This window comes from Neisseria sp. P0001.S005 (genome assembly GCF_051963715.1).
The window spans coordinates 1-20,379 of record NZ_JBQCTZ010000018.1; the positions used below are offsets into that span (position 1 = coordinate 1).

Genomic DNA, 20,379 nt, shown 5'->3' on the forward strand with positions numbered 1-20,379 from the left:
GGCAAAGAAATTGAATTCAAAGTGATCAAACTGGACAAAAAACGCAACAACGTTGTTGTGTCCCGCCGCGCTGTTCTTGAAGCTACTTTGGGCGAAGAACGCAAAGCCTTGCTGGAAAACCTGCAAGAAGGTTCAGTTATCAAAGGTATCGTTAAAAACATCACCGATTACGGTGCATTCGTTGACTTGGGCGGCATCGACGGTCTGTTGCACATCACCGACTTGGCATGGCGCCGTGTGAAACACCCAAGCGAAGTTTTGGAAGTTGGTCAAGAAGTAGAAGCTAAAGTCCTGAAATTCGACCAAGACAAACAACGCGTTTCCCTGGGTATGAAACAACTGGGCGAAGATCCTTGGAGCGGCCTGACCCGTCGTTACCCACAAGGTACCCGCCTGTTCGGTAAAGTATCCAACCTGACCGACTACGGTGCGTTCGTTGAAATCGAACAAGGCATCGAAGGTTTGGTACACGTTTCCGAAATGGATTGGACCAACAAAAACGTACACCCAAGCAAAGTTGTTCAATTGGGTGACGAAGTTGAAGTAATGATCCTGGAAATCGACGAAGACCGCCGCCGTATCTCTTTGGGTATGAAACAATGCCAAGCTAACCCTTGGGAAGAGTTTGCTGCCAACCACAACAAAGGCGACAAAATCTCCGGCGCAGTTAAATCTATCACTGACTTCGGCGTATTCGTAGGTCTGCCTGGCGGTATCGACGGCCTGGTTCACTTGTCTGACCTGTCTTGGACCGAAGCCGGCGAAGAAGCTGTACGCAAATACAAAAAAGGCGAAGAAGTTGAAGCCGTTGTATTGGCCATCGACGTTGAAAAAGAACGCATCTCTTTGGGTATCAAACAACTGGAAGGTGATCCGTTCGGTAACTTCATCAGCGTAAACGACAAAGGTTCTTTGGTTAAAGGTTCTGTGAAATCTGTTGACGCCAAAGGTGCCGTAGTTGCTCTGTCTGAAGAAGTTGAAGGCTACCTGCCTGCTTCTGAATTCGCCGCTGACCGCGTTGAAGACCTGACTACAAAACTGAAAGAAGGCGACGAAGTTGAAGCCGTTATCGTTACCGTTGACCGCAAAAACCGCAGTATCCGTCTGTCTGTTAAAGCGAAAGACGCTAAAGAAAACCGCGAAGCGCTGAATTCAGTTAATGCTGCTGCAACTGCCAATGCCGGTACTACCAGCTTGGGCGACTTGCTGAAAGCCAAACTGTCCGGCGACCAAGAATAAGGTTGCAGACATGACGAAGTCTGAATTGATGGTTCGCCTTGCAGAAGTGTTTGCCGAAAAAAATGGCAATCAACTGCTGGCTAAAGATGTCGAATACAGTGTAAAAGTCTTGGTTGATACCATGACCCGCTCACTGGCTCGTGGACAACGTATCGAAATCCGCGGCTTCGGCAGCTTCGACTTGAACCACCGCCCTGCCCGTATCGGGCGCAACCCGAAAACCGGCGAGCGTGTAGAAGTGCCAGAAAAGCATGTTCCTCACTTCAAACCGGGTAAAGAGTTGCGTGAGCGTGTAGACTTGGCATTGCAAGAAAGTGCTCATTAATACTTAGTAGCAAAACGCCGCAGAAATGCGGCGTTTTTTTTGTTTTCACAAGAAATACCAAAGCCGGCTCTTTTCACGCATACCTTAATCGCACACTATTTCAACTATATCTACTACAATGCTTTTACAAAAAACTCAGGCCGTCTGAAATCATTTATAATAGACCGACTATTCTGTAATGAAAACATCATTCCAACTACCGTCCAAACTATTGCGAATGATGTTTCAACTATCGCCAGTAAAGCATAATAAAGGTTACACATGAGCAATAGAGACCAACTATTCACACCACCTCCATTTGAAAACCACAGCCCATTGACTTGGTATCAAGCTGCAGCTGAGCAGCCCAACTTCATCCGCGATGAAGCCCAAGCGCGAGCCATTGAATATTTGGATCGTTTATGGACCGAGCTGATGATGTTCAAACGCAAACGCAACCGTTTTCTCGGCCGTAGCTTGCGTTCCCCACAAGTACCTAAAGGACTCTATTTTTATGGCGGCGTAGGACGCGGTAAAAGCTTTTTGATGGATGCTTTTTTCGGCTGCCTCCCTTATCGTCGTAAGCGTCGCGTGCATTTCCATGCCTTCATGGCCGAAATCCATCAACGCCTTAAAGTCCTGAAAAGCGAAGCCAATCCCTTAAAAGCCGTTGCAACAGAAATTGCCAAAGAAACGCGCGTATTATGTTTTGACGAGTTCCACGTCAGCGATATTGCCGATGCCATGATTTTGGGCCGTTTACTGGAAAACCTGTTGAGTGAAGGTGTAGTCTTGGTAGCCACTTCCAACTACGCCCCATCCGAACTCTATCCTCAAGGCCAAAACCGCAGCAGCTTTCTCCCAACCATCGCCCTTATCGAGTCCAACCTGACCGTTTTAAATGTGGATGGCGGCGAAGATTACCGCTTGCGTACGCTGCGTCCTGCCGAAATTTTCTTTGTCCCCAATAATGAAGAAAATGAGCAAAAACTGGCTGCTTTATTTAAGGAAATGAGCGGAATCTCTGAATTAAACCCAGGCATTAGCATTATTCATGGACGGGAAATTCCTCATAAAGCCCAGTCAGAACACGCCATCTGGTTTGATTTTCGCGCATTATGTTTTGGCCCGCGTTCACAAGCTGACTACCTGTACTTGGCCGAACATTATGAGATGGTTTTCCTTTCAGGATTAGAACGTCTAACCCCGCAAGAAAAAGCAGAAGCACGCCGTCTGACATGGTTAATTGACGTTTTATATGATTTCCGTGTGAAATTGTGCGCCACCAGTGCAGTTGGCGTAAACGATATTTATGTCGAAGGCGATTTCGCCGAGGAATTTACCCGTACAGCCAGCCGTATGATCGAAATGCAATCCGAAGTCTATTTGGAACAACCACACCTGACTTTAAGCAAATAATGCCTTTCCCAAAAAGAGGCGAAATTTGGTAGAATACACTTCCCTCGCCTCTTGGCTACGGCAACTTACCTATTAATAAAAACAAGGACATAACATGGCCATCGAACGTACGATTTCCATCATCAAACCCGATGCAGTAGAAAAAAACGTCATCGGCAAGATTTACAGCCGCTTTGAAGAAAACGGCTTGCGCATTATTGCGGCGAAAATGAAACATCTCTCTGAGCGTGAAGCAAAAGAGTTTTATGCTGTACACAAAGACCGCCCTTTTTATGAAGACTTGGTTAAATTCATGACTCGCAATCCTGTTATGATTCAAGTATTGGAAGGTGAAAACGCCGTTGCCAAAAATCGTGAATTGATGGGCGCAACCAACCCAGCCGATGCAGCTCCGGGCACAATCCGTGCCGACTTTGCAGAATCTGTCAGTGTTAATGCCGTACATGGTTCTGACAGCGTTGAAAATGCTGCAATTGAAATTGCTTACTTCTTCAGCCAAAGCGAAATCTGCCCTCGCTAAGAGTAAAAGCCTGTAGCCGCTCTACGGCCGTCCGATTCATATCGGACGGCAAAACTGCTTTGTATGTCCTACAAATTAAAGGCCGTCTGAAAACATAAAGGCTTTTAAAGCAAAGCTGCCCAATAAGCCCCTTTGCTTTAAAAGCTTTACTGAGAAACATAAAAATACATGAAAACCAATCTACTGAATTACGATTTAAACGGACTGACGCAACACTTTGCCGAAATGGGTGAAAAGCCTTTTCGAGCCAAGCAGGTAATGCGTTGGATGCATCAAGCGGGTGCACAAAACTTTGAAGAAATGACTGACTTGGCCAAATCATTGCGCGCCAAACTGAATGAACAAGCCACAATCGAAGTGCCTAAATTAATGATGGCACAAGAATCTACGGACGGTACACGCAAATGGTTGCTGGATGTCGGCACGGGCAACGGTGTAGAAACCGTCTTCATTCCCGAAGCTGAACGCGGTACTTTGTGCATCTCTTCCCAAGTAGGTTGTGCATTGGAATGCACCTTCTGCTCTACCGGTCGACAAGGTTTCAACCGCAACCTGACTGCCGCTGAAATTATCGGTCAGCTTTGGTGGGCCAATAAAGCCATGGGTGTTACCCCTAAAAACGAACGCGTTATCTCCAACGTGGTGATGATGGGTATGGGCGAGCCTATGGCAAACTTTGACAATGTTGTTACTGCTTTGAGCATTATGTTGGATGATCATGGCTACGGCTTGAGCCGCCGTCGCGTGACCGTTTCCACTTCGGGTATGGTTCCACAAATGGATAGACTGCGTGATGCAATGCCTGTTGCTTTGGCTGTATCTTTACACGCATCCAACGATGAAGTGCGCGATCAGATTGTTCCCCTCAACAAAAAATACCCGCTTAAAGAATTGATGGCGGCCTGTCAACGTTATCTGGTCAAAGCCCCTCGCGACTTTATTACCTTTGAATACGTTATGCTCGACGGTATCAACGATAAAGCGCAACATGCGCGCGAATTGATTGAATTGGTTAAAGACGTACCATGCAAATTCAATCTGATTCCGTTCAATCCTTTCCCAAATTCCGGCTACGAACGTTCTACCAATGAAAATATCCGTGTCTTCCGCGATATTCTGCAACAAGCCGGCTTTGTCGTTACTGTCCGCAAAACCCGCGGCGACGATATCGATGCCGCTTGCGGACAATTGGCCGGACAAGTACAAGATAAAACACGCCGCCAACAAAAATGGCAACAGATTTTAGTCGAACAATAAGGTTAATTATGAAAATCAAGTTCGGATTCGCTTTACTTACCGCACTGACTCTTTCTGCCTGTGCTTCCTCTTCCGGCCCAAGCCCTAAAGAACGTGCCATTCAGGTTTCTAATATCAAAACTCAACTGGCTGTGGAATATATGCGCGGCCAAAACTACCGCCAAGCTACTGAAAGTATCGAAGAGGCGCTTAAGTCCAATTCAAAAAATGACCTTGCTTGGTTGGTACGCGCCGAGATTTATCAGTATTTGAAAGTCAAAGACAAAGCTCAAGAAAGCTTTCTTAAAGCATTGTCTTTAAAACCGGATAGTGCTGAAGTTAACAACAATTACGGTTGGTTCTTATGCAATCAAATGAATGCACCTGCCGAATCTATGGCTTATTTTGATAAAGCACTGGCCGACCCAACCTATCCAAGCCCCTTTATTGCCAATATGAATAAAGGCATTTGCAGTGCAAGGTTAGGCCAATACTCTTTGGCCCAAGCCTATTTGGAAAGGTCTTTAGCAGCGAATCCGCAATTCTTCCCTGCTTTCAAAGAACTTGCCCGAACCAAAATGATGGCAGGCAATCTGAACGATGCCGACTATTATTTCCGCCAATACCAAAGCAAAGTTGATGTCCTGCAGGCTGATGATTTGCTTTTAGGCTGGCGTTTGGCTACCGCCTTGGGCAATAAACACGCCGCATACGAATACGAAGCCCAACTTAGGGCAAACTTCCCTTATTCAGACGAACTACAAACCGTCACAACAGGCCACTAAATGGAAAATAACGATAAAATCAACTACGACACACAAGCCGCCAAAACATTGGGGGATGAATTACGCAAACACAGAACTGATGCCAAAATCGATATTCAAGATGTTGCTTCACGTTTGAAACTATCTGCCGAACAAATTGATGCTTTGGAAAAAGGGGAATATTCCGGCTTTCCCGGTTTAGTCTTTGTTTCAGGCTATCTGCGTTCATATGCACGATTTCTGAAAATCGATGAACAAACCATCGCCAAACATTTGCTCTCCATTACTCCGCAACTTGAAGACCATGTATACGCGGTAACACGCAGTTCCAACACCGGCTTAAGCTACAAAGACATTGAGAAACAAGGCTTCCCGAAATGGATATTGGGAGTAGCCGCATTGGCTTTGGCTGTAGGCGGCGTTTACTTTTGGCAAAGCAAATCCAGTTTTGAAAATGAACAGGCAAATATTCAAAACAGCAAAGATGTTGCCGATACGATGAAAACGCCTGCCTTAAAAACGGATAATGTTGCCGTTAGCGAAATGACGGAAGACGGCAAAAAAGAAATTACCAATAAGCCTGAAGTAACTAATGATCAAGCAGCTTCTGAAGCTTCTGCCGTAGCACAAGAAGAGAAGCCTGCCGTCAAAGTTGAGAAAGACGAACTTTGGATTAAAGTCCAATACCGAAGCAATCTGATTATTACAGACAAAGATGGAAAAGTAGTATTCAGCCGTATCGTTCCGGCCGGAAGCGAACAACGTCTGAGAGGCGGCGCGCCTTACAATGTTTGGATCGGTATTGCAGCCGGCTCGGAAGCCAATTACGGCGGCACACCTATCGAACCTTTGAAATACCGTGTTGCCGGTGAGAAATCCGCCTCTTTTGTTGCAGGAAAAAACTAAAATGACCACACCTAAACGCCGTCAGACACATCAAGTCAAAATTGACCACCTCATCATCGGCTCCGATGCGCCCGTTGTTGTGCAATCTATGACCAATACCGACACCGCAGATGCAGAAGCAACCGCCCGACAGGTCAAAGAGTTGAGCGATGCCGGCTCAGAAATGGTACGCATCACGGTCAATACTCCTGAAGCAGCTTCTAAAGTAGCCGAAATCCGCAGCCGCTTAGACGATATGGGCTACACCACTCCCCTGATTGGTGATTTCCATTTTAATGGCGAACGCTTATTGGCCGAATTTCCTGAGTGCGGCAAGGCCCTGTCTAAATACCGCATCAACCCTGGCAATGTCGGCAAAGGTGCAAAAGGCGATGAAAAATTTGCCTTTATGATTCGTACTGCCGCAGAAAACAATAAAGCCGTACGCATCGGTGTGAACTGGGGTTCGCTTGATCAAAGCCTTGCCAAGCGCATGATGGATGCCAACCTAGCTTCTGCTACACCGAAGCCGCCTGAAGAAATCATGAAAGAGGCTTTGATTGTTTCAGCGCTGGAATCGGCAGAAAAAGCCGTGGCTTTGGGCTTGCCCGAAGACAAAATCATTTTGTCGTGCAAAGTAAGCGCCGTACAAGACTTGATTCAGGTTTACCGCGAATTGGGCAGCCGTTGCCGCTATCCACTCCATCTCGGTCTGACCGAGGCTGGCATGGGCAGCAAAGGTATTGTAGCATCTACCGCGGCCTTGGCCGTATTGCTGCAAGAAGGTATCGGTGACACCATTCGAATCTCCCTAACCCCCGAGCCCGGCAGTTCGCGCACTCAGGAAGTCATTGTCGGTCAGGAAATCCTGCAAACCATGGGCTTGCGTTCCTTCACACCAATGGTTACAGCCTGCCCGGGCTGCGGCCGTACCACCAGTACCGTATTCCAAGAATTGGCGCAAGACGTACAAAACTATTTACGTCAAAAAATGACTATTTGGCGCACTGAGTATCCAGGTGTTGAATCATTGAACGTTGCCGTAATGGGTTGCGTAGTCAATGGCCCGGGCGAAAGCAAGCTTGCCGATATCGGTATCAGCCTGCCAGGTACAGGTGAAACTCCGGTTGCGCCGGTTTATGTAGACGGCGAACGGAAAGTGACCCTCAAAGGCGACAATATCGCTGCAGAGTTTTTACAAATCGTTGAAGATTATGTCAAAACCAACTACTGCGAAGGTGGCGCAAAACGTAAACAAAACCGTGTCATTCCGATTCAGTCTGCCTAAAACATTATCAAGATAAAGAGGCCGTCTGAAAATATGTTGGGCAAACTGGATACTTGGCTGACTGAGCATCCCAAACGCAAGGATTTGCATGGTTGGCGACGCTTTATCGTTGAATTTTGGTTTTTCGGTTTAAAAGAAGCACGAGCCTGCTTATTTGCAGGCTTGTTTTTCATTGCCATGTTCCTCGTCCCAAAAACAGGCTGGTTAGGGATTTCGCGCTACGACCTACTGCTGATTTTTGCCGTCTCCGTACAAGCAGCCATGCTGTATTTCAAGCTGGAAACTTGGGATGAAGTGAAATCGATTACGCTGTTTCACTTAGTGGGCTTTGCTTTAGAGTGGTTCAAAACATCAGGTGATATCCAATCTTGGAGCTATCCTGATGAGGCATACACCAAAATCGGCGGCGTACCGCTGTTTGCAGGCTTTATGTATGCCGCAGTCGGCAGCTATATCATTCAAGCATGGCGGCTGTTTGACCTCAAAATCAAAAGCCATCCGCCATATTGGTTGGGTACTTTGTGCGCACTGGCGATTTATATCAATTTTTTCACCCATCACTATATCGGCGACTATCGCTGGTACCTTGCAGCTTTCGCTCTCGGCCTATACGCTCGGACAACAGTCTTATACACGCCCTATGACACCACTCGCAAAATGCCGCTCCTGCTCGCTTTCGTCCTGATCGGATTTTTTATTTGGCTGGCGGAAAATTTGGGAACCCTATTCGGCGTTTGGCGCTATCCCAACCAAATCGGCGCGTGGGCATCGGTATACATCAGCAAATGGAGCTCATGGGCTTTATTGGTGATGATGACTTTTACCATCGTTGCGAATTTAAAACATATCAAACATACCATCAGCGTATCAAAAGATTAGTTGCTTAATATTTTAAAAGGCCGTCTGAAACTTTCAGACGGCCTTTCATTTTCAACAATCAATTAAACAAACTTAAGGCTTTCACAAACACCATAATGACGCCGTAGCCCAAAGGAATGCAAACCAAAGCCCAGCGCCACCATACACCGATACCGCCCGCTGATACTTTTTTACTGATCAGATAGGCATCGGATACAGCGGTTTCATCATCGGGATTGCGGCTATGTGCCGCTACTTTAATGTCTTTCTCATGATGCTTTTCATGAACCGAACGGACACTCAAATTACACAATAAACCGACAATCAACAAACCTGCCATGATGTACATGGTAATGCTATAAGCTTCAGCAGCCGGAACACCGCTTTCAATTTGGCTTTGGCGGATATAGTTGACCAACACCGGGCCAATAACAGCCGCAGTTGACCATGCCAGCAAAATCCTGCCGTGGATTGCACCGACTTGATAAGTGCCGAACAAATCCTTCAGATACGCCGGAATCGCTGCGAAACCGCCGCCATACATGGAAATAATGACGCAGAACCCAATAACAAACAAAGCCTTGTTACCGCTCCCGCCAATCGACGGAATGGCAAAATACAACAGCGAGCCGAGCACAAAGAAAATAGTATAAGTATTTTTACGTCCGATTTTGTCGGACACGCTGGACCACAAAAAGCGGCCGCCCATATTAAACAGACTCAACAGGCTCACAAAACCTGCCGCCGCACCCGCACCAATGGCCGCTTGTTTTCCTACAGATGCCTCGGAAAAAAGCTCCTGAATCATGACCGAGGCCTGACCCAAAACGCCGATACCCGCTGTCACGTTCAAGCACAACACCCAAAACAAGAGCCAGAATTGCGGCGTTTTCATGGCTTGTGAGACATTGACATGATTGCTGCTGACCAATTTGCTTTTGATTTTCGGCGCAACATAACCTTTAGGTTTCCAGCCATCGGCAGGTACACGGATCGTAAATGCACCGAACATCATCAACACCAAATAAAACAACCCTAAAACCACAAAAGTCTGCGCGACGCCAACCGAAGTTTCACTGGAGAAAAAATTCATCAGCGACACGGATAAAGGCGAAGCCAACATCGCGCCACCGCCAAAACCCATAATCGCTAAACCTGTCGCCATGCCTGGTTTATCGGGAAACCATTTCATCAAAGTCGATACAGGCCCGATATAGCCCAAGCCCAAACCAACCCCGCCAATCACACCGTTGCCCAAATAAAGCAAAAACAGATTGTGCGTATGGACGCCGATCGCCGACACAAAAAAGCCCAAACTAAAGCAGCAGGCAGCAACAAACATTGCTTTACGCGGCCCAACGCGTTCCATCCATGTACCGAACATGGCCGCTGACGCCCCCAACATCGCCAAGGCAATACTGAAAATCCAACCCACCGTGGTCAGCTTCCAATCTCCTGCAGCCGACTCAGTGATACCGATAAGCTTGGTCAGCGGCGCATTGAACACGGAATAAGCGTATATCTGCCCGATGGCAAGATGCACGGCCAAAGCGGCAGGCGGTACCAGCCAACGATTAAAGCCGGGTTTGGCAATGGTCGCCTCACGGTCTAGAAATTTCATAAAATCCTCTTGTCTATGTGTGTCAAACGCTGATTCCATATCATGCGTAATCAAAAAATTGTTGACAATATTTTAGCATAATCTCCCGTTTATCCTTTTTTCTGCTCCATGATAATTTTGCGTATCAGACAGAAAAAACATTCATCTAAACCATTTCTTCACGCCAATATCGACAAAAAGGCCGTCTGAAAATTTTTCAGACGGCCTTTTCACTCATATCGTTTTATGCGGCGAAGCGTTTGGCAACTTCATCCCAGTTAACGATTTCCCAGAAACCTTTCAGGTAGTTAGGACGGCTGTTGCGGTAGTCGATGTAATAGGCGTGTTCCCATACGTCGCAAGTCAACAGCGGAATGTTTTCAGTAGTCAGCGGAGTACCTGCATTGGAAGTAGAAACCAGATCCAATTCACCGGCAGGCGTTTTCACCAACCATGCCCAACCGGAGCCGAAAGTACCGGCCGCGCAAGCATTGAACGCTTCTTGGAATTTCTCGAAGCTGCCCCATTTGGCGTCGATGGCCGCAGCCAATTCGCCGGCAGGTTTGCCTTGGCCTTTAGGGGTAAAGCCCAGCCAGTAGAAAGTATGATTCCAAGTTTGGGCAGCGTTGTTGAACATACCGCCGGAAGATTTTTTCAGGATTTCTTCCAAAGGCATTTCTTCAAACTCAGTGCCTTTGATTTGATTGTTCAAATTGGTGATGTAAGTTTGATGGTGTTTGCCGTAGTGAAACTCCAAAGTTTCTTTGGTCAGATGTGGGGACAACGCATCCAGTTCATAAGGCAATTGTGGCAGCTTGTGTTCCATTTTTATGCTCCTAATTATTGATATTTATATTTTGGTAGTGTGTGTTGTCAAATCGACAACATAGCTATTTTACCTGCTTTAGCGTAAACAAACCAATTGAACTTACACTGCGCTATAATAGTGGATTGCAATTTTCCAGCCAGAGATGCCCGTCATGAGCAATTATTCCGATATGCCGTCTGAAGACCGTGAAATCAGCGCATTGTCACTACCGCCACATTCCACAGAGGCGGAGCAATCCGTATTGGGCGGCCTGATGCTGGAAAATTCTGCTTGGGACCGTATTGCCGATGTCGTTTCCGGCGAGGATTTCTACCGCCACGAACACCGCCTGATTTTTCGTGCGATTGCCAATCTGATTAATGAAAGCCGTCCTGCCGACGTTATTACCGTTCAAGAAAGTTTGGAACGCAATGAAGAATTGGACGCGGCAGGCGGATTCAACTACCTGATTACGCTAGCGCAAAACACGCCATCTGCTGCCAATATCCGCCGCTACGCCGAAATTGTGCGCGAGCGTTCCATCATGCGCCAGCTTGCCGAAGTTGGCACGGAAATTGCACGCAGTGCCTACAATCCGCAAGGGCGCGATGCAGGCCAGCTTTTGGACGAGGCGGAAAACAAAGTATTCCAAATTGCCGAAAGTACCGCCAAATCCAAACAAGGCTTCCTTGAGATGCCCGACCTTTTGAAAGAAGTGGTCGAGCGCATCGATATGCTTTATTCGCGCGACAATCCTGATGAAGTAACCGGTATATCGACAGGTTTTATCGACCTCGACAAAAAAACATCAGGCCTCCAACCGGGCGATTTGATCATCGTCGCAGGCCGTCCGTCTATGGGTAAAACAGCCTTTTCGATCAATATTGCGGAACACGTTGCCGTAGAAAACAAATTACCTGTCGCTGTATTCTCTATGGAGATGGGCGGTGCGCAGCTGGTCATGCGTATGCTGGGTTCAGTCGGACGTTTGGATCAAAGCGTTTTAAAAACCGGCAGATTGCAAGACGAACACTGGGGCCGTCTGAACGAAGCGGTCGTTAAACTCTCCGATGCACCCATGTATATCGATGAAACTCCGGGTTTGACCGCGCTCGAACTCCGAGCCCGCGCCCGCCGTCTTGCGCGCCAGTTCAACGGCAAATTGGGCTTGATCGTCATCGACTACCTGCAATTAATGTCAGGCTCCGGCCGTTCTGACAACCGCGCTTCCGAGCTTGGCGAAATTTCCCGCTCCCTCAAAGCATTGGCGAAAGAGTTGCAAGTTCCCGTCATTGCCCTGTCACAGTTGAGCCGTACAGTTGAGCAGCGTACCGACAAACGCCCGATGATGTCCGACTTGCGTGAATCCGGTGCCATCGAACAAGATGCCGACTTGATTATGTTCATGTATCGTGATGAATACTACAACTCAGAATCACCCGCAAAAGGCTTGGCGGAATGTATTATCGGTAAACACCGTAACGGTCCCGTCGGGAAAGTATTCCTCACTTGGATGGGTCAATTTACCAAATTTGATAATGCCGCCTATGTTCCAGAATCCATGTTGATGGAAGATTGAGACAGATTGTCTGAAAAACTAACCGAATTTCATATTTTATTAGTCACGCATTCCAAAATCGTTTAGAATAAATCCAATAAAAGCAAAAGCATTGCCACAGGCAAATGCAAAAGAGAAAACGTCGGTTACCCCAACACATTACTACCAAAAATCACTCATGTATCAGACACAAAAAGGCTTCACTCTAATTGAGTTGCTGATCGTCATTACTATTGCAGCAGTAATGGCCGTCATCGCACTTCCCAATATGAATCAATGGATTGCCTACAAACGTGCGGCATCGCAAGCAGAGCAAATTGCTAATCTGCTGCGCTTCGCGCGAAATGAGGCCGTCCGTCTCAATCTTCCCGTTTACATTTGCCCGGTCAAAATTAAATCCGATGGCTCGCCCAATAACGGTTGCGATTCCAAATATGCCGGTAATGGTATGTTGGCCTACGCCGATAAAAACGAAGACTTACGCTATCAAAACGATACTGTCGATTTATCCATCCGCTCCATTATTCTCAATGGGGACACCGACAAAGTGGAATACAGCTTCAACTATATCCCTATCGGCAATGACCGTTCTACCCTTTCTGCTTCAGCTTCAAAAGAAGTCTGGTGGAGATTTCTTCCCAATGGTACATTTGGCCATTCAACCGATGGTAAGAATTATCAATTTTCAGACGGCCACATCAAAATCAGCCTAACAGATAAATCTGCCGCCGATGCTGAAACCAAGAAAGCCCGTGCTACCGTACTTTTAATCAATGGTAATGGGCATGTCGAAATCTGTGCTAAAAACGATGAGCGCAAAATGTGCGAATACTCTTCCAAATAATAACAACGGTATCTTATGAACATTACTAATCCTACTCATCTCAGATTATTTAAAGGCCGTCTGAAAACGAGCTCATCAAGCTTTACCCCAAAACTTCAATCAGGCATGACCCTGATTGAAGTTTTGATTGCCATGTTTGTCCTTGCCATCGGTGTGCTGGCCCTTCTGGCTGTCCAACTGCGTACTGTATCCAACGTGCGCGAGTCTGAAAATCAAACCACCGTCGCCCAAATTACGCAAAATCTGATTGAAGGCATGCTCATTAACCCAACGCTCTCTGAAGAAACCGATACTACGGGGGAAAAAACCTCCCGTTATAAAAAATCCTATGATGCCTATCTAAAATCCGACTCTAAACAAACTGCAAAATTTGAAGCCAAAATGAACAAAACCCAACTTGCACAGGCTCAAATTGCCCAGTTTAAAGCCGACTTAGCCAAAGCCCTTCCCGAAGCCCAAGTCTTCTCGACCATCTGCAAAGATTCTTCCGGTGCAGAGCCAACTTACGAAAATGGGTTTAACGCAAAATGCGATGGCAAAGGCGACACGACCATCGTTAAAGTTTTATGGTTGCAAGATGTCGAAGAAGAAAATAGCGCAAAAAATCTCAATAAATCGGGGCATCACGTTGTCTATACCTACCAATCACGCGTAAGAGACTAACAATGAACAATAAACGCTTACTCAACCATATTCCCAATAAAATCGCCATTCGTGGCTTCAGCATCCTTGAATTTCTGGTTGCCAGCCTGCTCAGCATGATCGTCTTAATGGCTGTCAGCTCCACCTACTTTACTGCGCGCGGATTAAACAAGTCTGCCAACGCCCGTATCGGTATCCAACAAGATTTGCGCAACGCCGCCAACATGATCGTCCGCGATGCGCGTATGGCAGGCAATTTCGGTTGCTTCAATATGGCGAATTTTCCTGCCTCTGCAGTGATAGAAGATAAAAGCTCAGATGAATATGCCTTAAAAACAGCCGGTGTTAATAAGCTGTTACCTGTTAAAGAAATCAATAAATTAAGCTATACCGGCTTTACTCAAACTGGCAAAGCCCTGCTGTTCCAATACGGTATCGACAAAGCAGACTCAACTGAAAAAACTGCTATTGCCAGCAGCTGCTCCGGCATTGCCAAACCTCACACAAAAATTAAAGATTTGGCTGTGGCAAAATTGGCTTTAAAAATTACCAACTCTGATCAAGACGGCAGTATTGCCATTATGAAACATGAAATGATTGCCTATGCCGTCGGTAAACTTGGCGAAGAGAGTGGCTTATTCCGTTTCCAATTATCTGATGATGGCTCATGGAGTAATCCGCAGCTGTTGATTAAAGGCATTACAACCATGGATATCCACTATATCTATGCAGAATGTCCTGATTCTGAAAATGCATCTGCCAGCGGAGTAAATACAGAATTATTTGATTACAAAAACGCATTGGATATCTCAGCTGAGGCTAAGTCTCCGGTTTCTATCCAAATCGTACTGAATAACGGCAGTATTGACCCATCAAAAGAACAAGACAATAAAGTCGATATCTATAATATTAATGCCACTATCCGCGGAGGAAACGTATGCGCCGACCGATCACTCTAATCAAACCTGACCGGCAGCAGGGCTATGCTTTGTTTATCGTTTTAATGATGATGGTCGTCATCGCCCTGCTCGTGGTCACAGCTACCCAATCCTACAATACTGAACAGCGTATCAGCACCAATGATGCCGACCGCAAACTGGCAACCACCCTAGCCGAAGCGGCACTGCGTGAAGGTGAAAATCAAATTTTTGATATTGAAGGTAAAAAGACTACTTTTACCGCAAAATGTGAAAAAGGTTTATGTTCCACACCAAACGTCAAATCCAATGACGATTTTACTGAAGAAGGTAGCCCAACCGTAGATGCTTGGAAGCGCAAATGCGACAAAAACCTGTGTATTGACACCAATGGTACGGAATATCCTTTAGATAAAAAAAGCGGCATCGCAAACAATCCACGCTACATCATCGAATATTTAGGCAAAACTACCGAGGGTCGAATTACCTACCGTGTTACAGCCAAAGCATGGGGTAAGAATGCCAATACCCAAGTCATTCTTCAGTCTTACGTTGCCAGCGAATAATAAAATGAATACCGCCTCTACTAAACAACTAGGCTTTACGCTGGTTGAGATGATGATTGCCGTCGCCATCTTAGCCATCCTGAGCGTCATTGCCATTCCCTCTTACAACCGCTACATTGAACGCGGCTACCAATCACAAGCGCATGCCGAGTTAGTCGCCATCAATTCCGCTTTTAAAACCCAGATGGTTAAAAATCCAAAGTGGAAAACTGATGAGATTAAAACCAAGTTGGATGACTTTATTTCCTCATATAAAGGCCATAAAGATTTGGCAGACAAATACAAATACTCTGCCGAAATGATTGATACCAGTACAAGCCGAGCCTATCGTTTGAAAGCCATTCCCACAAAAACAGGCTATACCCTTTCCGTTTGGATGGATAGTTTGGGCAATACTTACAAATGCACTGATATTGATTCCGCCAAAGATTCCAAAACCACAATGACCAATAGCAAAGGTTGCGAATCGGTTTCCAAAAAGAAATCTTCTTAGTCTGACAAATATAAAAAAGCAGTGTCATCTTACTGACACTGCTTTTTTATATTTTACTGTTTCCAATCATCGTCTCGGCGTTGACGCTTCAACAAGATCCTGACTGCACCATCATTACCTTGTCGAGGCTCGACATAAGCCAACACATCAGGATGCTGCATCAACCAGCGGCGCGTCATATTTTTTAAAACCGGTTTATAGCCTGAAGAACCCAAGCCACTACCGTGGACAATCTCGCCGCAAACGCCGCGTTTTTTCGTAAACTCAATAAATTCGTTCAATACCTGCTGCGCTTCTTCCTGAGTATAGCCGTGCAAATCCACATCAGCCACAACAGGATAATGGCCGTTTCGCAAACGCATCAAATCATTTTTACCCTGCCCGTTTTTACTGAACGAAGCCGGCGGTTCTTCCCAGCCGCCGCTGCCCACATAAAAATAATCTTCCTGCTCCAAAGTTGCCATTTCTTTAGGTCGCGGTTTGATAGGCGATTTATCGCGAGGCTGCTCATAATAGTTGCCGGCATTTTTCAAAGGCGTAACCTTGCCAACCGCCTTGCTGAAATCCACATCTTCTGCCTGCTTTTTAGCCTTCGCTTCGGCTTCCCGCTCCGCAGCTTCCTTTTTCGCCTGTTTGCCCAAAGCCTTCAGCGTTTCTTGAAAGTTTGCCGTCATGGTTTGTCCTTTCCAAAAAATTGATTGCACACATTATAGCAAACCCGGCTACAAGGCCGTCTGAAAGACTCTTATCATCGCTTCGTGTTTAGGGTATAGTATTAACGCATTGCCAGTCTTATAAAAGAGAGAAAATATGTTTAAACGCCCAGAAGAAATCATCGTCTTGATACTTGCCCTATTATGGGTCGGACTCAGCTACTACTTTGCCGCCATCCTGATTTCAGATGCCTACACCATCCTCCTGATTACCGTACTGACTTTCGTTTGGGCAGCCATCTGTTTCCTTTTATGGCAGCGCAACTTAAGCCGTCATATTTGGCCGCTGTTCCTCGGCAGCCTGGTTGCCTGCTGGTGGCCATACTTCACTTGGCTTGCCAGCGACGTTCCTGAAGGTACATGGTATTCAGGCTGGACATTCAAATCCATTATCGCCCTGATTCCCGTTGTTGCCGCTTATATTTTCAAGTGGAAACGAAGCCGGAAAAACAAAATCTCCAACACCATTGCCTAATACCTCGCGCCGTCTTTTTCAGACGGCGTTTTCCATATCTGACATAACGCTCAGACTGTCAACAATTCCAATAAAATGCTATACTCTTCACACGATTTAACACCCTAAAACAGGCCGTCTGAAAGACTTATCAAGATGATCAGCAAACAAGAATACCAAGCCCAAGCCGCACAAGGTTACAACCGCATTCCACTCGTTCAAGAGCTGCTTGCCGACTTGGACACACCGCTCTCAATCTACCTCAAACTTGCCAACAAGCCTTTCACCTACCTGCTCGAATCCGTTGTCGGTGGCGAACGCTTCGGCCGCTATTCCTTTATCGGCCTGCCTTGCAGCCACTATCTCAAAACCAGCGGCAAACATGTCGATGTGTATCAAAACGGCGAAATCGTCGAACAACACGACGGCAATCCCCTGCCCTTTATCGAAGCCTTCCACAACCGCTTCAAAACGCCAGAAATCCCAAACCTGCCACGCTTTACCGGTGGCCTGGTCGGCTATTTCGGTTATGAAACCATCTACAATTTCGAACATTTTGCCCACCGCCTGAAACATACGGCCAAAGCCGATCCCCTCGGCACGCCCGACATCCTCCTGATGCTCTCGCAAGAGCTTGCGGTAGTGGATAACCTAAGCGGCAAAATCTACCTGATTGTTTATGCCGATCCGTCTCAAGCCAACGGCTATGAACGCGCACGCGAACGTCTTGAAGACATCCGTACCCAGTTACGCCAAAGTTGTGCCATCCCGCTTTCCCTCGGCAGCAAACAAACCCAAGCAGTCAGCGAATTTGGAGAAGAACCTTTCAAAGCCTGCGTCAATAAAATCAAAGACTACATCTTTGCAGGCGACTGCATGCAGGTTGTCCCCAGCCAACGCATGAGCATGGAATTTACCGATAATCCGCTTGCCCTCTACCGCGCCCTGCGTACGCTAAACCCATCGCCGTATATGTTCTACTACGATTTCGGCGATTTCCATATTGTCGGCTCTTCGCCCGAAATCCTTGTCCGCCGCGAACGCGACGATGTCATCGTCCGCCCTATTGCCGGTACTCGCCTGCGCGGCAAAACACCAGCCGAAGACCTTGCCAACGAGCAAGACCTGCTGAGCGATGCCAAAGAAATTGCCGAACACGTCATGTTGATTGACTTAGGACGCAACGACGTCGGCCGCATCAGTAAAACCGGCGAAGTCAAAGTCACCGACAAAATGGTGATTGAAAAATACTCCCATGTAATGCACATCGTCTCCAACGTCGAAGGCCGTCTGAAAGACGGCATGACCAACATGGACATCCTCGCTGCCACCTTCCCGGCAGGCACACTTTCCGGCGCCCCCAAAGTCCGCGCCATGGAGATCATCGAAGAAGTCGAACCAAGCAAACGCGGCATCTACGGCGGCGCAGTCGGCGTATGGAGTTTCAACAACGACATGGACTTAGCCATTGCCATCCGTACTGCCGTGATTAAAAACAATACACTCTTCGTCCAAAGCGGCGCAGGCGTAGTTGCCGACTCCGACCCAACCTCCGAATGGCAGGAAACGCAGAACAAAGCCCGCGCAGTAATCCGCGCAGCACAAATGGTGCAAGAAGGGCTGGATAAATAATTTTCAGACGGCCTTTTTGACTGAAGTTTATCCAAAAGAAAACTTATCTCTAAAGAAAAAACCATGAAATACGGAACCGCAACTATATTAATTGTTGGGCTGCTTTCAGCCTGTTCTTCCGTCAACACAATGACTACAAAAGAGAGTAAACCCATAAATCAGAATATACAAACCACACCTGGAAGACCAAACCTGACCGCACCCGAAGTGCTGACCAAGGTTTTGGATTTCCTGCGCCATGCCCAATCACCCGATGACTTCCGGATTGAAACAGCGGAAAAAGTAATGAAAATGAAATTTGCCCCATATAGCAAAGAAGAAAAATCGGCATGGGATTTTTATGCAGCCAATAACTTTGGAAATACCGGCTGGGGATGGTGGATTAATTTCAATTCAAAAGAGAAAAGCGGGAAAGTGCACTTATATTTCGGTAACGGAGGGGGGTATTCCCCTGCTACACCGATTTGCCAGATGGATTTGGATCATTTCCATCCGCTGCTGGAGCAGGCGGGGTTTATTTACACAGGTAAAGGACATATGGGCAGACCTTTTAATGGTTACGTAAAAACGTATCCGGATGGATATAAATCTCATCTTAATGTGTTCTACCAAGGGGAAAGCAAAGAAAAAGTATTGCATGACTGTATCAATGAAATTACCTTTCTTGTTTTTAAAAAAGGTTTGTAGAAAATGAATAAAATCAATCCTAAGCTGCAAACTGTTTTAGACAACTTTGCCCAAAACTCTCTACCTAACGGCAAAAAGTCAGATGAATACCGTAATCTGCTTGCTGCAGTAACTGCTTCTCATGCATTAAACGAAAGGCTCAATACGGCAGCAGAAAAAGGCTATTTGGATAAACTGGCGGTCAATAAAAATCCGCATGCTGGCGCCAGCTACAATGCGAGTAAAACCCGGATCTCCATTAATCTGTCGCAGCTGAAAACGAGGCTGTTGTTTCAGACGACGTTTCTTGACAAAAGGTCGTCTGAAAGATCAGCTTCCCTGCCTCGAAAGAACCCTATGCAATACACAATCGCAACTGCATTGACCATCGGGCTGCTGCTTTCAGCCTGCTCCACTGCAAACCCCATACCCACAAAGGAGGGCAACATGATGAATCAAGATACACAGCAGATTGCCGGAAGACCGGATCTGACCGCACCCGAAGTATTGACCAAGGTATTGGATTTCCTGCGCTATGCCCAATCACCTGAGGATTTTGAGATTGAAACGGCAGGGAAAGTAATGAATTTAAAGTTGCTGGAACGTACAGATGGTTATAGCGATTTTTATATCGGTAATAAGTTTGGCGACAGCAATTGGATCTGGTCAATTAATTTTACAAAAGATCAATCCGGAAAAATGCGCTTACATTTCGGTGATGTAGGAGAGGATCTCCCTGCCACACCGATTTGCCAGATGGATTTGGACCGGTTCCATCCGCTGCTGGTGCAGGCGGGATTTACCTATACAGGGAAGGGACGCTTGGGTAAGCCTTTCAACGGCTATGAAAAAAAATATCCGAATGGCTACGAAGCAGATCTCCAAGTCTTTTATCAGGGGGAAAGTGCAGAAAAAGTACTGCATAAATGCATCAATGAAATTACTTTCGATATTTTCAAGCCAGGGTCATAAA

The 20,379-nt window shown here is 46.5% G+C and carries 22 protein-coding genes; 19 read left to right on the top strand and 3 right to left on the bottom strand.

Annotated features, from left to right (window positions below):
• The 9 genes from rpsA to ACTHSP_RS04285 form a co-directional block, all read left to right on the top strand.
• Positions 1-1,239, top strand: a 1,239-nt coding sequence (gene rpsA, locus ACTHSP_RS04245; protein WP_440345684.1) for a 30S ribosomal protein S1, incomplete at its 5' end; no start/stop codon positions are given.
• A 10-nt stretch (positions 1,240-1,249) separates the two neighbouring features.
• A complete protein-coding gene (locus tag ACTHSP_RS04250; RefSeq protein WP_003678992.1) occupies positions 1,250-1,564 on the top strand; it encodes an integration host factor subunit beta in 315 nt (104 codons plus the stop codon).
• 261 nt (positions 1,565-1,825) lie between these two features.
• Positions 1,826-2,962, top strand: coding sequence for a cell division protein ZapE (zapE, locus tag ACTHSP_RS04255; RefSeq protein ID WP_063068146.1), 1,137 nt, complete (start codon positions 1,826-1,828; stop codon positions 2,960-2,962).
• A 94-nt stretch (positions 2,963-3,056) separates the two neighbouring features.
• On the top strand, positions 3,057-3,482 hold the full coding sequence (ndk, locus tag ACTHSP_RS04260; protein ID WP_004519785.1) for a nucleoside-diphosphate kinase: 426 nt from the start codon (positions 3,057-3,059) through the stop codon (positions 3,480-3,482).
• 168 nt (positions 3,483-3,650) lie between these two features.
• The gene (gene rlmN / locus ACTHSP_RS04265; protein ID WP_003683577.1) at positions 3,651-4,739 is read left to right on the top strand and encodes a 23S rRNA (adenine(2503)-C(2))-methyltransferase RlmN; all 1,089 of its coding nucleotides are present in this window, start codon (positions 3,651-3,653) and stop codon (positions 4,737-4,739) included.
• Between the two features lie 8 nt (positions 4,740-4,747).
• Positions 4,748-5,503, top strand: coding sequence for a type IV pilus biogenesis/stability protein PilW (gene pilW / locus ACTHSP_RS04270; protein WP_070585498.1), 756 nt, complete (start codon positions 4,748-4,750; stop codon positions 5,501-5,503).
• A complete protein-coding gene (locus ACTHSP_RS04275; RefSeq protein WP_314511598.1) occupies positions 5,504-6,388 on the top strand; it encodes a helix-turn-helix domain-containing protein in 885 nt (294 codons plus the stop codon).
• A gap of 1 nt (position 6,389) precedes the next feature.
• On the top strand, positions 6,390-7,655 hold the full coding sequence (gene ispG, locus ACTHSP_RS04280) for a flavodoxin-dependent (E)-4-hydroxy-3-methylbut-2-enyl-diphosphate synthase (RefSeq protein WP_063068149.1): 1,266 nt from the start codon (positions 6,390-6,392) through the stop codon (positions 7,653-7,655).
• A 33-nt stretch (positions 7,656-7,688) separates the two neighbouring features.
• Entirely contained in the window at positions 7,689-8,534 is an 846-nt protein-coding gene (locus ACTHSP_RS04285) for a DUF817 domain-containing protein (RefSeq protein ID WP_314511593.1), read from the top strand.
• 58 nt (positions 8,535-8,592) lie between these two features.
• Here ACTHSP_RS04285 and ACTHSP_RS04290 read toward each other — a convergent pair whose 3' ends face one another.
• Entirely contained in the window at positions 8,593-10,134 is a 1,542-nt protein-coding gene (locus ACTHSP_RS04290; protein ID WP_440345685.1) for an L-lactate MFS transporter, read from the bottom strand.
• Between the two features lie 223 nt (positions 10,135-10,357).
• The gene (locus ACTHSP_RS04295; RefSeq protein ID WP_440345686.1) at positions 10,358-10,939 is read right to left on the bottom strand and encodes a superoxide dismutase; all 582 of its coding nucleotides are present in this window, start codon (positions 10,937-10,939) and stop codon (positions 10,358-10,360) included.
• Positions 10,940-11,093: 154 nt separating this feature from the next.
• Here ACTHSP_RS04295 and dnaB point away from each other — a divergent pair, with 154 nt between their 5' ends.
• From dnaB to ACTHSP_RS04325, 6 genes are all read left to right on the top strand, one after another.
• Positions 11,094-12,500 (top strand): replicative DNA helicase, encoded by a 1,407-nt coding sequence (gene dnaB, locus ACTHSP_RS04300; protein ID WP_440345687.1) that lies wholly within the window; start codon positions 11,094-11,096, stop codon positions 12,498-12,500.
• Positions 12,501-12,657: 157 nt separating this feature from the next.
• Positions 12,658-13,323: a GspH/FimT family pseudopilin gene (locus ACTHSP_RS04305; protein WP_440345688.1), complete on the top strand. Its 666-nt coding sequence runs from the start codon at positions 12,658-12,660 to the stop codon at positions 13,321-13,323.
• 15 nt (positions 13,324-13,338) lie between these two features.
• Positions 13,339-13,986 carry a type IV pilus modification protein PilV gene (gene pilV / locus ACTHSP_RS04310; RefSeq protein ID WP_440345689.1) on the top strand — a complete coding sequence of 216 codons (648 nt, stop codon included), beginning with the start codon at positions 13,339-13,341 and terminating at the stop codon, positions 13,984-13,986.
• A gap of 2 nt (positions 13,987-13,988) precedes the next feature.
• Positions 13,989-14,924 carry a PilW family protein gene (locus ACTHSP_RS04315; RefSeq protein ID WP_440345690.1) on the top strand — a complete coding sequence of 312 codons (936 nt, stop codon included), beginning with the start codon at positions 13,989-13,991 and terminating at the stop codon, positions 14,922-14,924.
• Positions 14,903-15,448 carry a pilus assembly PilX family protein gene (locus tag ACTHSP_RS04320; protein WP_440345691.1) on the top strand — a complete coding sequence of 182 codons (546 nt, stop codon included), beginning with the start codon at positions 14,903-14,905 and terminating at the stop codon, positions 15,446-15,448. Before ACTHSP_RS04315 ends, ACTHSP_RS04320 begins: the two co-directional genes overlap by 22 nt.
• Positions 15,449-15,452: 4 nt before the next feature.
• Positions 15,453-15,941, top strand: a complete 489-nt coding sequence (locus tag ACTHSP_RS04325) for a PilX family type IV pilin (protein WP_440345692.1) — start codon at positions 15,453-15,455, stop codon at positions 15,939-15,941.
• A 53-nt stretch (positions 15,942-15,994) separates the two neighbouring features.
• Here ACTHSP_RS04325 and ACTHSP_RS04330 read toward each other — a convergent pair whose 3' ends face one another.
• Positions 15,995-16,615: a Smr/MutS family protein gene (locus ACTHSP_RS04330; protein WP_107723136.1), complete on the bottom strand. Its 621-nt coding sequence runs from the start codon at positions 16,613-16,615 to the stop codon at positions 15,995-15,997.
• A 136-nt stretch (positions 16,616-16,751) separates the two neighbouring features.
• Between ACTHSP_RS04330 and ACTHSP_RS04335 the strand changes: the two genes are divergently transcribed.
• The 4 genes from ACTHSP_RS04335 (at position 16,752) to ACTHSP_RS04350 (ending at position 20,378) form a co-directional block, all read left to right on the top strand.
• The gene (locus ACTHSP_RS04335) at positions 16,752-17,129 is read left to right on the top strand and encodes a hypothetical protein (RefSeq protein WP_101755531.1); all 378 of its coding nucleotides are present in this window, start codon (positions 16,752-16,754) and stop codon (positions 17,127-17,129) included.
• Positions 17,130-17,264: 135 nt separating this feature from the next.
• On the top strand, positions 17,265-18,740 hold the full coding sequence (trpE, locus tag ACTHSP_RS04340; RefSeq protein ID WP_440345693.1) for an anthranilate synthase component I: 1,476 nt from the start codon (positions 17,265-17,267) through the stop codon (positions 18,738-18,740).
• A gap of 63 nt (positions 18,741-18,803) precedes the next feature.
• The gene (locus ACTHSP_RS04345) at positions 18,804-19,427 is read left to right on the top strand and encodes a hypothetical protein (RefSeq protein ID WP_440345694.1); all 624 of its coding nucleotides are present in this window, start codon (positions 18,804-18,806) and stop codon (positions 19,425-19,427) included.
• A 3-nt stretch (positions 19,428-19,430) separates the two neighbouring features.
• Positions 19,431-20,378, top strand: a complete 948-nt coding sequence (locus ACTHSP_RS04350) for a hypothetical protein (protein WP_440345695.1) — start codon at positions 19,431-19,433, stop codon at positions 20,376-20,378.
• Position 20,379: the final 1 nt, after the last annotated feature.